We start from the raw sequence: 16,239 nt of genomic DNA, 5'->3' as shown, positions 1-16,239 counted from the left end.
TTATGGAAATATTTTTGCATTCAGAAACTTGGATTGCAATCCTAACCTTAACATTTTTAGAAGTTGTTTTAGGAATTGATAACATCATTTTTATTTCAATTTCCGCTAACAAATTGCCCAAAGAACAAGTTAGAAAAGCAACTCTTTTAGGATTGGCTTTGGCAATGGTAATGCGAATTTTATTGCTATTTAGTATCTCTTATTTGATTGCGTTGAAAGATCCATTTATAAGTTTTGATGTTGATTGGTTTCGATCAGGAATTACAGGTCAAAGTGTCATTTTATTTCTAGGAGGATTATTTTTACTGTACAAAAGTACTCGTGAAATTCGTCATAAAGTAGAACACACTGAAGAGGAAGCTATTTTAAAAACTCCAAAAGTAATTTCGTTTTCAAGTGTAATTGTTCAAATTATTTTGATTGATTTGGTTTTTTCTTTTGACAGTATTTTAACTGCTGTTGGCATGACCAATGGCATTAATGGAGCATTAACTATCATGGTTATTGCTGTGATTATTTCCATTTTAATTATGATGATTTTTGCACAACCCATCAATAATTTTGTACACAAAAACCCAACCATACAAATGTTAGCATTGGCATTTTTAATTTTAATTGGATTTATGCTGATTGCTGAAGCTGCACATTTATCACATACTGAAATTTTTAATCAATCAGTTGGAGTGATTCCAAAAGGCTATTTGTATTTTGCTATTGCGTTTTCACTGGGAGTTGAAATGCTGAATTTGAGAGTTCGAAAGAAATAAAATCTTAAATTTTAATTATTGAACATATTTCGTCTTTTTCATAGTGCTTAAAACAACAAAAGCCGCTAAGAAAAATAGTGCCAAACTCAATACACTCCATTGCATAGAATCAGTCATGGCATATAAAAATCCATAGACTAAGGTTCCTAAAACGATGGCAATTTTTTCAGTAACATCGTAAAAGCTGAAGTAAGTTGCATGGTCTTGCGTTTCTGGTAGTAATTTAGAATATGTAGATCTTGCAAGAGATTGAATTGCTCCTAAAACCAACCCCAGAATTCCACCCAAAGCATAAAAATAAATGGCAACATTTGGGAGTTCTTTGTGTAATAAAAAAGCGCAAAAACAAACAATCATCCAAATAAAAATAGTGATTTTTAAAGCCATTATATTTCCTTTCATTTCTGAAATTCTAGAGAATAAAAATGCGCCAAAAATAGCTACAATCTGGATTAATAAAACTGTAATAATCAAATCAATAGCAGCCAAACCTAATTCTGATGAACCAAAAATGGTAGCCAATAAAATGATCGTTTGAACGCCTACACTCAATAAAAAAAAGGAAATTAAAAAGCGTTTTAATGTCGGATTTTCAACTACTTGTTTTGCTACAATTTTCAATTCTCTAAAACCTTTCCAGATATAATCTTTTTCAGGTTTTCTATTATGAACATTATTAGGCAATTTACGGAATGTGATTTGTGCAAAACCCAACCACCACAAACCTACCATTACAAATGAAATTTTAGAAGCTTGGCTTGCTGTAATTCCGAATAAATCAGGCATTTGAATTAATAATAAATTGATTATCAACAAAATAACTGAGCCAATATATCCAAAAATAAAACCTTTTGCACTAGCTCTATCTTGTTGATCTGGATGTGCAATTTCAGGTAAATAAGCATTGTAAAAAACCAAACTCGCCCAAAAACCAATGCTGGCTAAAATGGTAAAAACAATTCCAATCCAAACAGTTTCAATACTATCAAAAAAATATAAACTCATTACTGACAAACTTCCAAGTGTACAAAAAAAGCGCATAAATTTCTTTTTACTTCCTGTGTAATCAGCAATTCCTGATAAAATTGGAGAGATAAAAGCTACTACTAAAAATGAAAATGACAAGGCATAACTATACAGAGTATCAGGATGTTCCCATTCCATCCAAAGAAAATTTACAACTTGATCTTTGGTAACTGCACTATAATATAATGGAAAAACAGCAGTTGCAATTACCAATGAATATACTGAATTTGCCCAATCGTAAAATGCCCAACTATTGATTAATTTTTTATCTCCTTTTTGTAACATAATCTTGCTAATTAAAATGAAAAGCCATTCAAAAGTAATTCTGAATGGCTCACAAGATACTAAAAGTTATATGAACTTATTTTTTTAAGTTCGTTGTTTGTGCATTGAATTTTTCAGCCAATTTAGTTGCTTCTGGCAAATAATTTCGTAATGTTTCAATTCTACTTTCACTTGATGGGTGTGTACTTAAAAATTCAGGCCCTTGTTTTCCTCCAGATAATTTACTCATTCTTACCCAAACCTCAGCAGCCTCTTTACCATCATAACCTGCCATAATCATAAAAACCAATCCCAATTTATCTGCTTCATTTTCATGAGTCCTGCTAAAAGCCAACAAACCAACCTGAGAACCAACACCATAAGCTAGATTCCAAATTTGGGCTGTTTTTGGATCTTTACTAGAAGTACCAATAGCTACTGCAGCTCCACCTAACTGTTGAATTTGAGCAGAAGACATTCGCTCTTGACCATGTTTTGCAAATGCGTGCGCTACTTCATGCCCCATAACAGCTGCAACTCCATCCTCATTAGCACAAATCGGCATGATTCCAGTGTAAAAAACCACTTTTCCACCTGGCATACACCATGCATTTACGGTTTTATCTTCAACCAAATTAAACTCCCATTTGTAAGAATCAGCTTCAGTAATCATTCCGTTAGCTCTCATAAATCTATCAACAGCTGCTGAAACTCTAGCACCAACATCTTTTACTTGCTTTGTCATTTCTTTATTTGATGAAAGTTTATTTTGCTCTAAAAAGCCCTTGTATTGTGCAAAACTCATAGGAAGCACTTGTGCATCACTCACAAAATTAACTCTCTTTCTACCAGTAATAGGCACTGTACTACAATCCGTTAATAATAAACCTACAATAGCTAAAACAATTATTTTTTTCATCTTTATGGGTATTTAGTTTAATTCAATTAAAAAATATGAAATATCTTCACTACTTCAAAAATTATCTAAAAAGATTAACTCCTTAGAAACAATAAAATTACTTTAAAAAATTGAAAAATCAGTATATTTACATCAATGAAAATTTGACACTAAAAGTTTATAAATATTTAAAATGATGAAAAAAATAATTGGATTTCTTTTTATAGCAATGTTGATAAGTTGCACAAGCAATGCACAAACTGATTCAAATAAAAAGAAGAAATACAAAGTAACAAAAACAGTTGATGAATGGAAAAAAGAGTTGTCACCAATGGCATTTTATGTGTTGCGTGAAGCTGGTACAGAAAGAGCTTTTTCAAGTCCGCTAAACAATAATAAAGAAAAAGGTATTTATGTTTGTGCGGGTTGTAAAACTCCTTTGTATGAATCAAAATACAAGTATGATTCAGGTTCAGGCTGGCCTTCATTTGACAGAGGAATCAAAGAAAATATTGAGTTGGATGTAGATTACAAAATTGGTTACGAAAGAACTGAACTTAAATGTAAAACTTGCGGAGGACATTTAGGACATTCTTTTGATGATGGACCGCAAAAAACCACTGGTAAACGCCATTGTATCAATGGTGTTGCTTTGGAATTTATTCCTGAGAAATAAGAAAAATACAAACTGATTTTAAATAACTTACTAAATATTTTTGAGTCATGGACAAATTAGCCATTGCCGATTTAATTGAAGAAAAATACCAAGAATTGTTTGATTGGCTCAATCAACAACCAGCTGAAAATTGGGAAGTTGGTCCTGAAGGAAAATGGACAACAAGTCAACACATTTTGCATCTGGTAAATAGTTTACAGTTGTTAAATAACGTGCTAAGTTATCCTCGATTTTTTCTAAAATATAAATTCGGATTGAGTAATAGACCCTCAAGAGATTACGACGCTGTTGTTAAAAGATATCAAGAAAAGTTGGAAGAGCACAAAGACAAAACCATAGCTTTTAATGAAAATTTAAAAAGTCCTTTGCTAAAAGACCGAATTCGATTGTTGAATAGGTTGCAAATACAACATAAAAAATTGCAATACAAAACCCGAAAAATTAGTGATGTAAATCTGGATACTTTAGTAATTCCTCATCCTTTAATGGGAAAAATGACTGTTAGAGAATTGATTATGTGGTCTGCATATCACACAGAACATCACACCACAATTCTTAAAAAATTATATTCAGCATCCTAAATATATCTAATTTTATTGTTGATTTTATATGGATTTTCATCCAAGAAATTCCTAAATAAAAATCGATTTTCAGTCAAATTGAATCAGCATGAATTCTTATATTTGTGGCTCTTAAAAAAGCAAGTGACTTATGTTTAGTAATTTAAGCGATAAATTAGATAAAGCCCTACACACCCTAAAAGGGCATGGAAAAATCACAGAAATAAATGTTGCAGAAACACTTAAAGAAGTTCGTAGAGCATTACTTGATGCCGACGTTAACTTTAAGATTGCCAAAGAATTTACCAAAAATGTTCAAACAAAAGCTATTGGTCAAAATGTATTAACAACATTGAACCCAGGGCAATTGATGGTAAAATTAGTCAAAGACGAATTGACTACTTTAATGGGTGGTGAAACTGTAGGCATCAATTTAGGAGGTTCTCCAACAGTGATTTTAATGTCTGGTTTACAAGGTTCTGGAAAGACTACTTTTTCTGGAAAATTGGCAAATTACCTAAAAACAAAAAAAACAAAACAAGTACTTTTAGTAGGTTGTGATGTTTATAGACCTGCTGCCGTTAATCAATTACAAGTGGTTGGTGAACAAGTTGGCGTAGAAGTTTATGCAGAAATAGGCAATCAAAATCCGGTTGAAATTTCTTTAAATGCCATCAAATATGCCAAAGCAAATGGTAAAAATGTAGTAATTATAGATACTGCAGGACGTTTAGCGGTTGATGCTGCAATGATGACCGAAATTTCGAATATTCACAAAGCTGTAAATCCGCAAGAAACGCTTTTTGTTGTAGATTCTATGACAGGACAAGATGCTGTAAATACTTCAAAAGCTTTTAATGATGTTTTAAATTTTGATGGAGTTGTATTGACCAAATTAGATGGTGACACACGTGGTGGAGCTGCATTATCTATAAAATCAGTGGTTGATAAACCTATCAAATTTATTGGAACTGGCGAAAAAATGGATGCGATTGATGTGTTTTATCCAGAAAGGATGGCAGATCGTATTTTAGGAATGGGTGATGTGATTTCGTTAGTAGAACGTGCGCAAGATCAATATGATGAGGAAGAAGCCAGAAAATTACAAAAGAAAATTGCAAAAAATCAGTTTGGTTTTGATGATTTCTTGACACAAATTCAGCAAATTAAAAAAATGGGAAGCATGAAAGATTTAATCGGAATGATTCCTGGTGCTGGAAAAGCAATGAAAGATGTTGAAATAAATGATGATGCTTTTAAAGGAATTGAAGCCATTATTCATTCTATGACACCATCAGAAAGAAGCACACCTTCTTTGATAGATGTAAGCAGAAAAAAAAGAATTGCCAAGGGCTCAGGAACTACGATTCAAGAAGTAAATCAATTGATGAAACAGTTTGAACAAATGAGTAAAATGATGAAAATGATGCAAGGTGGTGGTGGCAAAAAAATGATGCAAATGATGCAAGGAATGAAATAAAATATAAGCTGCAATTTTTGCAGCTTTTTTTAATTAAAAATGTCAAAATTCATTCACCTAATTTTTAAAACTAATCTGAACAGAAATTTATTTTTTGTTCTGCTTAGTATTCTTATTTTTTTGTTATCCAAAAATTTTGGGATGTTTGATGATGACATTCTTTTTGGATCAAGAATGGGAAATCATTTATATAATAACTCCATTTTTGATTGGTCTATGCCAATTAGTTTTGACCCAGGTCATCCTCCTTTTTTAGGCACCATTCTCGCTTTGTTTTGGCATATTTTTGGGCATGAGTTATGGGTTAGTCACTTTGCGATGATTCCTTTTACCATTGGTTTTTTTATTCAGTTACATAAATTTATAGCCTATTTTATAAAGGAAATCAAATTACAATTTTTTGCGTTTTTTTTAGTACTAGCAGATCCCTCTTTATCCACTTGCCTAGTTTTAGTTAACATAGAAATTATTACGCTTTTCTTCTTTTTTTTAAGTGTAAATTCACTTTTGTATGAGCAAAAAAAAATCCAATTTATTGGTTTATTTTTTTTAAGTATTGTCTCTTTCAGAAGCATGATGCTATTTGCAGGTATTTGTCTATTTGAAGTTTTATACCGTAAACTCTTACAAAAAGAAGCCTTAAAAAAAATTATCACTTTAAAATTTATTGTTTATTATCTCGCAGCAAGTTTACCAGCATTTATTTATGTTGGATGGAGGTTTTTAGAAAAAGGCTGGTTGCAAACTCACACAAATTCTCCTTGGAAAAGTTTATGGCATTTTGCAGATTTCAATTATTTTGTTAGAAATAGTATGGTATTAATTTGGAGATATGTAGATTTTGGACGAATTTTCATCATACTATTTATAATCATCAGCTTTATTATCTATGGAAAAAAAATAATAGCTAACGCAAAAAACAAGCTGCTGTTATTACTCGCTATTTCATCAGTAATATTTATTATTTCAACCATATTAATTGTCACCAATACAGTTGGTATTCGATATTTTATTACTTCTTATATCTGTCTAAATTTATTTGCATTTTTACTACTTATTCAATTTTACAAACACAAAAAACTAGTATTTTCTATACTATTTTTTGGTTTATTAATTGGTAACCTTTGGATATATCCTGCTCCAATATCTACTGCATTTAGAGCTACCTTAGGGCATGTACCTTATCATTCAATGCGTTTGGAAGCAATTGATTATTTGAATAAAAATAATATTGATGTAGAGTCTGTTGCTAGTTTTTTTCCAAATTACACAACATTAGATTTGATTGATTTTAGCGGAGATCAAAGATCATTTTTAAAATTTACAGGAGTAGAAAAATATGTATTCTATTCTAATATTTATAATTTAACAGAGGAAGAACTAAAAAGTTTACATAATAACTATACTATTCTGAAAGAATTCAATAATTTTAACATCACTATAAAAATTTATATTTTAAAAGTAAAATGACTTTATTAGACGGAAAAAAAACAGCTGCTGATATCAAAGCAGAAATAGCATTAGAAGTATCAAATTTGATTGAAAAAGGTCATAAAAAACCTCATTTAGCAGCAATTATTGTAGGAAATGATGGCGCAAGTATCACCTACGTAAATGCAAAAGTTAAGGCTTGTGAACGTGTAGGATTTGAATCGACCTTGATTCGATTGCCAGAAGAAACTACAGAAGCTGATTTACTAAATGAAATTGCCATTCTAAATATCGATAAAGATATAGATGGTTTTATTGTTCAATTGCCTTTACCAAAACATATTGACGAACAAAAAATATTAATGGCTGTTGATCCAGACAAAGATGTTGATGGATTTCATCCCATGAATGTGGGCAAAATGGCATTGAATTTACCTACATTTATCTCAGCAACTCCATTCGGAATTTTAGAATTATTAGAACGATACAATGTTCAAACTTCTGGAAAACATGTAGTTGTCTTAGGAAGAAGTCATATTGTTGGAAGCCCAATGAGTATTTTACTTTCTCAAAAAAGAAAAGTGGGTGATGCCACTGTTACCATTTGTCACAGTAGAACAAAAAATTTAAAAGAAATTACATTACAAGCGGATATAATTGTAGCTGCTATTGGAATTCCTGAATTTTTAAAAGCAGATATGATAAAAGAAAATGTTACTGTAATTGATGTTGGTATTACACGTTTAGCAGATTCAAGTAAACAAAATGGTTTTCGTTTGGTAGGTGATGTTGCTTTCGAAGAAGTTTCTGAAAAATGCGATTTTATTACTCCTGTTCCTGGTGGAGTTGGCCCAATGACCATCGCTATGTTATTGAAAAATACGTTGTTAGCTAGTAAAAGGAGAAGTTAGTTTTTCTAAAAAAATTACTCCTCTTCCCTATTTACCAAATCCATAGAAAAAGCGGGTGTACAAATGGCAATATATTCGCACGATTCTTCAAAAGGATTAGAGTATTGAACACGTGTATTTTTCTCAATTTTGATAGATTGTCCTGCTGATAAAATAACCACTTCATTTTCTATCACAAATTGTTTTTTACCTTTAATGATATATGTATATTCATCAAATTCAGGTGTTTGAAAAGGTTCACTCCATTTTGGTGGTGCAATCATGTGAGCAATACTGATTGCTGAATTTTTATCAGAAGCTAAACCAAAATGTTCCTCAATGAGTTTTCCATCATTGGTTGGAACAATAAAAGGTGATTTTTGAATGTGGTATTTTTTTTTCATATCAGAATTTGCGAAAGCGATTGGAATGGCATCCTTTTTATGCTGAAACTAAAATTAAAATAAATCTTAAAAAGTTAATTCAGCATAAAAAGATACAATGGAAAGCGCGGTTTTTTGATAAAAAAATTCGCCCTAATCAAACCAAATTACAAACGATTTTATTTTTGCCAAATCAGGAATTTGCTCTAAAGATACTTGTTGAATTGTAAAATCTTTCAAACCTAATTCTTCTTTATCAACTGTCATTGTCGCATTCAATTCATCTAAAAACAAGGTTACTGACAACAAAGTAGACTCTACTCTCAACCTATAATTTGTATTAATTTCTGCAAAAGTAGAAGCTAAATTGATACCGTTTTTAGTAGCAAAACGTTGATCATGAATTTCAATACTTTTGATTAATGACAAAGAATCTTGTTGCTCTTTTGGTGTTATTGTCAATAAAAGTTTTCCTCCTTTTTCAAAAATAAAGTATTCATCCTCTTCTTTAAAATAATCGTCTTCTGATACACTTCCACTCATTTTAGAGCTAATTGAGTCTTTCTTGAAAATTTCTTTTAATTCTTTGATAGTTGTTTCTTTGGTGATCTTACCAACTTTTCCTTTTTCAACAACGAATTTGTCTTTGTCACTACAACTCATAAAACTCACTAAAGCAATCAATGCAACAGCGGTTATAAAATTTTTTTTAATCATTTTTTTTAAATCCTTTTAATTGGTTGATGTACGATTTTTTTTATTTCATCAATTTGCCTAAAACTCCAAAAACAGCTCTTACAAAAGTAGCACTTGTCAACACTTTAACTAATGGGTCTTGTGCTGTACTTCTTCTTGTTGTTGGTTTTGAAGCTTGTTTAGCTTTTTCTTTTTCGAACTTTTCACGCTCTTTTTGAAATTCTTCTTCTCTTTTTGCTTTTTCGGCAGCTAAAATACTACTTTCTATTTTATTGTTTAATAATTCGTAAGCACTTTCTCTGTCAATTTCTTGATTGTATTTATGAATGATTTTCGAGTTATTAATTACCTCTGCTAACTCCTTGTCTGTCAATACATCCATTCTACTCATGGGCGCTCGCAATAAGGTTCTAGCTAATGGAGTTGGAATTCCTTTTTCATTTAATACAGAAACGAAAGCCTCTCCAATTCCGAGTTGTGTTAATACTTCACTTGTGTTATAATATTCTGAATTCGGATAATTTTCGGCTGCTAATTTGATAGCTTTTCTATCTTTTGCTGTGAAAGCACGTAAAGAATGTTGGATTTTTAAACCTAATTGTGCTAAAATATCTTCAGGAACATCATTCGGATTTTGAGTTACAAAATACAATCCAATGCCTTTTGAACGAATCAATTTAACCACACTTTCTATTTGATTTAGTAAAGCTTTGGTAGCTTCTTCAAAAACCAAATGCGCTTCGTCAATAAAAATGATAAGCTCAGGCCTGTCACTATCTCCTTGTTCTGGAAAAGTTTGATACACTTCTGCCAATAGTTGTAGCATAAATGTGGAAAATAATTTGGGTTTGTCTTGAATATCTGTTAAACGCAACACCGAAATAATACCTCTTCCATTTTCATCAACTCTAGTTAAATCATCAACTTCAAAGGATTTTTCTCCAAAAAACAAATCGCCTCCTTGATGTTCAATTTCGATGATTTTTCTTAAAATAGCTCCAGTGCTTGACGTAGAAATGCGTCCATATTCAGCTTCTAGTTCTTCTTTTCCTTCATTGGTAATGAATTGCAACACTTTTTTAAAGTCTTTCAAATCTAATAAAGGCAATTTATGATCGTCACAGTATTTAAAAATAATTGCCATTATTCCCTCTTGTGCTTCAGATAAATCTAAAATTCGTGAGAGCAAAACAGGTCCAAATTCTGAAATTGTAGCCCGAATTCTAGTACCATTTTGTTTGGAAATCGTTAAAATTTCAACAGGAAATTTCTTTGCTTCAAAAGGAAAACCAATGATTTTGTGACGTTCATCAATTTTTGGATTTCCAGTACTTGGTTGCGCCAAACCAGATAAATCACCTTTTACATCCATCAATAACACAGGAATTCCTTTATCTGATAAATTTTCTGCTAAAACTTGCAGGGTTTTGGTTTTTCCAGTTCCTGTTGCACCTGCAATCAAACCATGTCTGTTGAGGGTTTTTAAAGGAACTTTTACAAATGCATTTGTGATGGCTTGTTCACCCAACATAGCAGCACCCAAATTTATAAAATCGCCTTTGGTTGTATAACCTGAATTGATGTATTCAAAGAATTTTTCTTGTTGACTCATTTTTGTAAATTTTGATAAAAATAATCAAAGTTTGTAGGAATGAAAATAAAATATTGAAAAACGTTCAGACATTTTTTTTGATACGAATTTCACAAATTGTTCAAAACTCTATAAATATAGACTAACCTTTTTTTGAAATTAAAATTTCCTTTTATTCGTGTAATTTGTGAAATTAGTGTCTTATTAAAACTATTATCAAAAAAAATATTTTATCCAAACATATACATTTTTGTATCTTGTTGCCTTAATTCAAATTTTCAAATCAAACACAATGAAAAAAATTCTCATTTTATTTTTATTTACAAGTTCTTTGGCTTTTTCTCAGGAATTTTCCATGGATTTGGTTAAAAACATGAAACCCAGAAATATTGGTCCAGGTGGAATGTCTGGACGTGTTACAGCAATAGATGCAGTAGAATCTAATCCTGACATTATCTATGTTGGAACTGCTTCTGGAGGAATTTGGAAATCCACTTCAGGAGGCATCAAATGGGAACCTATTTTTGATAAAGAACTCACAGCTTCCATTGGTGCAATTGCCATTCAACAATCCAATCCGAGTGTAGTTTGGGCAGGAACTGGCGAAGGAAATCCAAGAAATAGTTTGAATGGTGGTTTCGGAATTTATAAATCTTTGGATGCTGGAAAAACATGGAAATTGATGGGTTTAGAAAAAACGCGTCACATTCACAGAGTCATCGTTCATCCTACAAATCCTGATGTTGTGTATGTAGGCGCAATTGGTTCACCTTGGGGAGAACACCAAGAACGTGGTGTTTATAAAACTATGGATGGTGGAAAAACTTGGAAACAAATTTTATTTACCAATAAAAAATCGGGAGTTGCTGATATGATTATAGATCCATCAAATCCAAATAAAATCATTGCTGCCATGTGGGAACACAAACGCGATCCTTGGTTTTTTAAATCAGGTGGTGAAGGAAGTGGTTTATTCATAACACATGATGGAGGAGAAAATTGGAAAAAAATCACTGATAAAGAAGGATTTCCAAAAGGAGATTTGGGTAGAATTGGAGTAGCTATTGCACGTTCAAATCCTGATATTGTGTATGCTTTGGTTGAAGCAAAAAAAAATGCGTTATACAGAAGTGAAGATGGTGGTTTTTCATGGAAAAAAGTAAATGATAAAGATGATATTGGCAATCGTCCTTTTTACTATTCTGAAATTTATGTTGATCCACAAAATGAAAATCGCGTGTATTCTGTATTCACCTATGTAAATGTTTCAGAAGATGGAGGCAGAAATTTTAAAGAATTGATGCCTGCTTATGGCGTTGACAATGGTGTTCATCCTGATCATCATGCTTGGTGGATTCATCCAAAAAACGGAAAATTCATGATTGATGGTAATGATGGTGGTTTAAATATCACCAGAGATGGAGGAAAATCTTGGAGATTTATTGGCAATATTCCTGTGGCACAATTTTATCACATCAATGTTGATAACGAGTTTCCTTACAATGTTTACGGTGGAATGCAAGATAATGGTTCTTGGAGAGGTCCTGCCTACGTTTGGAAAGCACAAGGAATTCGAAATTCATACTGGCAAGAAATCAGTTTTGGTGACGGTTTTGATGTAATTTCAGACAGAGATGATGCACGTTATGGATGGTCTATGAGTCAGCAAGGAAGTGTGGTTCGTTTTGATTATTTGACAGGTAATAATTATTCTGTAAAACCTACACATCCAGATGCAAAAATTGAATTGCGTTTCAACTGGAATGCTGCCATCAATATTGATCCTTTTGATAATAATACCTTGTATTTTGGAAGTCAATTTGTACATAAATCTACTGACAAAGGTTTGACTTGGACAGTAATATCTCCTGATTTAACAACCAATAATCCTGAAAAACTAAAGCAAGGAGAAAGTGGAGGATTAACTATGGATGCAACTGGTGCTGAAAATCACTGTACCATTTTAGTGATTGAACCAACCATTCTCGAAAAAGATGTTTTGTGGGCTGCCACTGATGATGGTCAAGTACATATCACCAATGATGGTGGAAAAAATTGGACAAATGTTTCTAAAAATCTGAAAGATTTGCCAGAAAATAGTTGGATAACACAAATCAAAGCTTCCAATAAAAACAAAGGTGAAGCTTTGTTAGTTGCCAATGATTACAGAAGATTCAACTACAAACCCTATGCGTACAGAACCAAAAATTATGGAAAAACGTGGGAACGTATTGTAGATGAAAATGATGTAGCTAGTTTTACATTGAGTATTATTGAAGATCCAGAAAATGAAAACTTACTCTTTTTAGGAACTGATGACGGATTATACATTTCTATTGATGCAGGAAAAAAATGGACAAAATGGACACAAGGTTTTCCAACAGTTCCAGTAAATGATTTGGTAATTCACCCAAGAGAACACGATTTAATCATTGGTACATTTGGACGAGCAGCTTGGGTTTTAGACGACATCAAACCGTTAAGAGCGCTTGCAAAAGGTAAAAACTTACAGGAAAAATTGTTGCTTTTTCAACCACCAACAGCGTATCAAGCTGCTTATCAACAACCTACAGGAAGTAGATTTGGTGCAGATGCCATGTACCAAGGAGAAAACAGAAAAGGCGGAGCACAAATTTCATACTATTTGAATATTCCAAAAGATGCTAAAAAGGAAGAAAAACAAGATTCTATCAAACTGGAAATTTTTGATGGTAAACGTTTGATTAGAACCTTACAATTTAAAACTCCTGAAGAAAGTGGAATTCATAAAACCACTTGGAATTTGGATGAAAAAGGTGTTGATAGAGCTTCAAGAAGTATCAGAAATTCATCAAGAGAACCCTCAGGAGTTGAGGTAAAACCAGGAGTTTATAAACTAAAAATGAGTTTTGGTGAGTTGGTATCTGAACAAACTATCAAAGTTGGATTTGATCCAAGATTGCAAATTTCTGAAGAGGCAATCAATCAAAAATACGATGCTAGCAAAACCATGGAAAGTCATCAAGAAAAAATGGCAGCAATTGTAAAGCAATTGGTTGAAAGTAAAAATACAGCAACAACAATCAAAGAGCAATTGTCAAAAAATGATAAAAAGAAATACGATGCTGAAATCAAATCTTCGACTGAAGTTATCAAAAAAATTGATGATTTAATAGCTATTTATCTTGGAAAAGTTGATGAAAGACAAGGAATTACTAGAAATCCTGAAGTAACTGTTAGTCAACGTTTTGGAACTGCTTTTAGCTATATTCGTTCGCGTTTTGGAAATCAAACTGACACTGAAAAACAATTGGTAAATCAGTTTTTAGATGCTTTTAAAAATGCTATTTCTAAAACAAATGCTTTTTTTAACTCAGATTGGATTGCTTATAAAAATGCTACAGATGGTATTATTATTTCTCCATTTAAAGAGTTCAAAATCTTTAATGAAAATTAAAAAATATTGATTTTACCCCTGATTTTTAAATAAATCAGGGGTATTTTTTGAATAATAAATTTTAAACTATCAATAATGTCTGAACCAATTATAACAAATGATGCCATCGTTTTTGGAATTTTAATGATTTCATTAGGATTTGTTTTTTATACCGAAAACATTACAACAGGCTTTTGGTCAAAATTCTATAAAATTGTTCCGGGTTTGTTTATGGCATATTTTATTCCTGCACTATTCACCACTTTCGGATTAATTTCTCCAGAATGGGAAACAAAAAATGTAGCTGGTGAAATCGTTAAAAATAAATCACAATTATATTTTGTATCAAGCCAATATTTATTGCCAGCTGCATTGGTTTTAATGACGCTGAGTATAGATTTAAAAGCCATCTTTAATTTGGGTTCAAAAGCATTAATCATGTTTTTTACAGGAACTATAGGGATTATTATTGGTGGTCCAATTGCTATTTTACTCATCTCCATTTTCTCTCCAGAAACTTTGGGAGGAAGCAATTTTGATGCAGTTTGGAGAGGACTTTCAACGCTTGCAGGAAGTTGGATTGGTGGTGGTGCCAACCAAACAGCGATGTTGGAAATTTACAAATACAATCCTGCAAAATATGGAGGAATGGTCATTGTGGATATTGTAGTTGCCAATATTTGGATGGCAATTTTATTGATTGGAATTGGCAAAAAAGATGCTATAGACAAATGGTTGAAAGCAGATACTTCAGCAATCGAAGATTTGAAACAAAAAGTTACGCTTTTTACAGATAAAGTAAAAAGAAATCCAACACTATCAGATTTAATGATTATGCTGGCAATTGCGTTTGGAACTGTAGGATTTGGTCATTTTACGGCTAAATATCTGAGTGAATTTTTCAAAGAATTTGTTGCTACAATTTCATCACCAACTATCAGAAATACATTCTCTTTTTTAGATTCTAGTTTTTTTTGGTTGATTAGTATCGCAACTTTAGTGGCTATTATTTTATCTTTCACCAAAGCCAAAAACTACGAAGGTGCTGGAGCAAGTAAATTAGGAAGTGTTTTTATTTATATTTTAGTAGCCTCTATCGGAATGAAAATGGATTTAAATCAAGCTTTAGAAAATCCTGGCTTGATAGTTATAGGTTTGGTTTGGATGACAATTCATGCCATCCTTTTAATTATTGTTGCAAAAATAATTAAAGCTCCATACTTCTTTTTGGCTGTTGGAAGTCAGGCAAATGTTGGTGGTGCAGCCTCTGCTCCTATTGTTGCACAAGCTTTTCATCCGTCTTTGGCAACTGTTGGTGTTTTATTAGCTGTTTTTGGGTATGCTATTGGAACAGTTGGAGCGATAATTTGTACGATTTTAATGGAATTAGCGGCTACTCTTTAAATAAAAATCAGCATATTTGCAGACTAAAATTTTAAATTAAAAATGAAAAAAATTATTGCAATTTTTAGTATCACTTTTACCATTTTCGCTTGTTCTAAAAAGGAAGGAAACATGATTGTAGAAGGTCAAATAAAAGGATTGAAAAAAGGAACTTTGTATTTACAAAAAATGCGAGATACCGTTTTGGTTTCTGTAGATTCTGTAAAACTTCTAGGATCAGAAATGTTTCGATTAACAGACCAAGTTGATTCACCTGTAATGTATTATTTAACTTTTGATGGAAATACTACTGATAAACGTATTTTGTTTTTTGGTGAAGAAGGTGTAATTACCATTAACGATCATGTTGAAAAATTCGGAATTAATCCAACCATATCTGGATCAAAAAATCAAGAAGTGATGGATAAATTCAATGAAATTAATAAACAATTTCAATCCGAAAGATTGGAATTCATCAAAAAAGATTTTGAAGCTAAAAAATCAGGTAACGAAGAATTGATTCAAAAAGTTGAAGATGATTACAAAAGATTGGTAAGAAGACGCGTTTTATACACAACAAATTTTGCTATCAACAATGCGGATTTTGAAGCTGCTCCTTATATTGCAATTACTGAAATGTACGATGCCACTTTTCAAATGTTAGATACTGTAAATAAATCTTTAACACCAAAAGTGAAAAAATCAGTATACGGAAAAAGTTTAGAAAACTATTTAAATCAAATTAAAAAGTCGGAACAAGAATAATTTTTGTACTTTCT

14 protein-coding genes are annotated in these 16,239 nt (G+C 31.8%); 9 read left to right on the top strand and 5 right to left on the bottom strand.

Annotated elements, in window-relative coordinates:
- Nucleotides 1–2 precede the first annotated feature (2 nt).
- A complete protein-coding gene (locus WHA43_RS00655) occupies nt 3–767 on the top strand; it encodes a TerC family protein (protein ID WP_105045257.1) in 765 nt (254 codons plus the stop codon).
- A gap of 15 nt (nt 768–782) precedes the next feature.
- On the opposite strand, the gene WHA43_RS00650 is transcribed toward WHA43_RS00655, so the two are convergent.
- Entirely contained in the window at nt 783–2,078 is a 1,296-nt protein-coding gene (locus tag WHA43_RS00650) for an MFS transporter (RefSeq protein ID WP_105045256.1), read from the bottom strand.
- 76 nt (nt 2,079–2,154) lie between these two features.
- Nucleotides 2,155–2,976 carry a M48 family metallopeptidase gene (locus WHA43_RS00645; protein ID WP_105045255.1) on the bottom strand — a complete coding sequence of 274 codons (822 nt, stop codon included), beginning with the start codon at nt 2,974–2,976 and terminating at the stop codon, nt 2,155–2,157.
- A gap of 175 nt (nt 2,977–3,151) precedes the next feature.
- Between WHA43_RS00645 and msrB the strand changes: the two genes are divergently transcribed.
- From msrB to folD, 5 genes are all read left to right on the top strand, one after another.
- Nucleotides 3,152–3,631, top strand: a complete 480-nt coding sequence (msrB, locus tag WHA43_RS00640; protein WP_105047230.1) for a peptide-methionine (R)-S-oxide reductase MsrB — start codon at nt 3,152–3,154, stop codon at nt 3,629–3,631.
- A gap of 47 nt (nt 3,632–3,678) precedes the next feature.
- Nucleotides 3,679–4,212, top strand: a complete 534-nt coding sequence (locus WHA43_RS00635; RefSeq protein ID WP_105045254.1) for a DinB family protein — start codon at nt 3,679–3,681, stop codon at nt 4,210–4,212.
- Between the two features lie 130 nt (nt 4,213–4,342).
- Nucleotides 4,343–5,671, top strand: a complete 1,329-nt coding sequence (gene ffh, locus WHA43_RS00630; protein ID WP_105045253.1) for a signal recognition particle protein — start codon at nt 4,343–4,345, stop codon at nt 5,669–5,671.
- Between the two features lie 216 nt (nt 5,672–5,887).
- The gene (locus WHA43_RS00625; protein WP_146104876.1) at nt 5,888–7,141 is read left to right on the top strand and encodes a hypothetical protein; all 1,254 of its coding nucleotides are present in this window, start codon (nt 5,888–5,890) and stop codon (nt 7,139–7,141) included.
- Nucleotides 7,138–8,013, top strand: coding sequence for a bifunctional methylenetetrahydrofolate dehydrogenase/methenyltetrahydrofolate cyclohydrolase FolD (gene folD / locus WHA43_RS00620; RefSeq protein ID WP_105045251.1), 876 nt, complete (start codon nt 7,138–7,140; stop codon nt 8,011–8,013). The genes WHA43_RS00625 and folD overlap by 4 nt, the downstream gene beginning before the upstream one ends.
- A gap of 14 nt (nt 8,014–8,027) precedes the next feature.
- On the opposite strand, the gene WHA43_RS00615 is transcribed toward folD, so the two are convergent.
- The 3 genes from WHA43_RS00615 to WHA43_RS00605 all read right to left on the bottom strand — a co-directional run bounded on the left by WHA43_RS00615 (nt 8,028) and on the right by WHA43_RS00605 (nt 10,683).
- Nucleotides 8,028–8,396 (bottom strand): cupin domain-containing protein, encoded by a 369-nt coding sequence (locus tag WHA43_RS00615; RefSeq protein ID WP_105045250.1) that lies wholly within the window; start codon nt 8,394–8,396, stop codon nt 8,028–8,030.
- Nucleotides 8,397–8,528: 132 nt separating this feature from the next.
- A complete protein-coding gene (locus tag WHA43_RS00610; protein WP_105045249.1) occupies nt 8,529–9,092 on the bottom strand; it encodes a hypothetical protein in 564 nt (187 codons plus the stop codon).
- A 40-nt stretch (nt 9,093–9,132) separates the two neighbouring features.
- Nucleotides 9,133–10,683: a helicase HerA-like domain-containing protein gene (locus WHA43_RS00605; RefSeq protein WP_105045248.1), complete on the bottom strand. Its 1,551-nt coding sequence runs from the start codon at nt 10,681–10,683 to the stop codon at nt 9,133–9,135.
- A gap of 271 nt (nt 10,684–10,954) precedes the next feature.
- Here WHA43_RS00605 and WHA43_RS00600 point away from each other — a divergent pair, with 271 nt between their 5' ends.
- The 3 genes from WHA43_RS00600 to WHA43_RS00590 all read left to right on the top strand — a co-directional run bounded on the left by WHA43_RS00600 (nt 10,955) and on the right by WHA43_RS00590 (nt 16,225).
- Nucleotides 10,955–14,098, top strand: coding sequence for a WD40/YVTN/BNR-like repeat-containing protein (locus WHA43_RS00600; protein ID WP_105045247.1), 3,144 nt, complete (start codon nt 10,955–10,957; stop codon nt 14,096–14,098).
- A 75-nt stretch (nt 14,099–14,173) separates the two neighbouring features.
- Entirely contained in the window at nt 14,174–15,481 is a 1,308-nt protein-coding gene (locus WHA43_RS00595; RefSeq protein WP_105045246.1) for a DUF819 domain-containing protein, read from the top strand.
- A 42-nt stretch (nt 15,482–15,523) separates the two neighbouring features.
- On the top strand, nt 15,524–16,225 hold the full coding sequence (locus WHA43_RS00590) for a DUF4369 domain-containing protein (protein WP_105045245.1): 702 nt from the start codon (nt 15,524–15,526) through the stop codon (nt 16,223–16,225).
- Nucleotides 16,226–16,239 lie beyond the last annotated feature (14 nt).

Origin of the sequence: Polaribacter gangjinensis (assembly GCF_038024125.1) — a bacterium.
In the GTDB taxonomy this organism is placed as follows: domain Bacteria; phylum Bacteroidota; class Bacteroidia; order Flavobacteriales; family Flavobacteriaceae; genus Polaribacter; species Polaribacter gangjinensis.
This window is presented reverse-complemented; position numbering and strand designations above follow the sequence as displayed.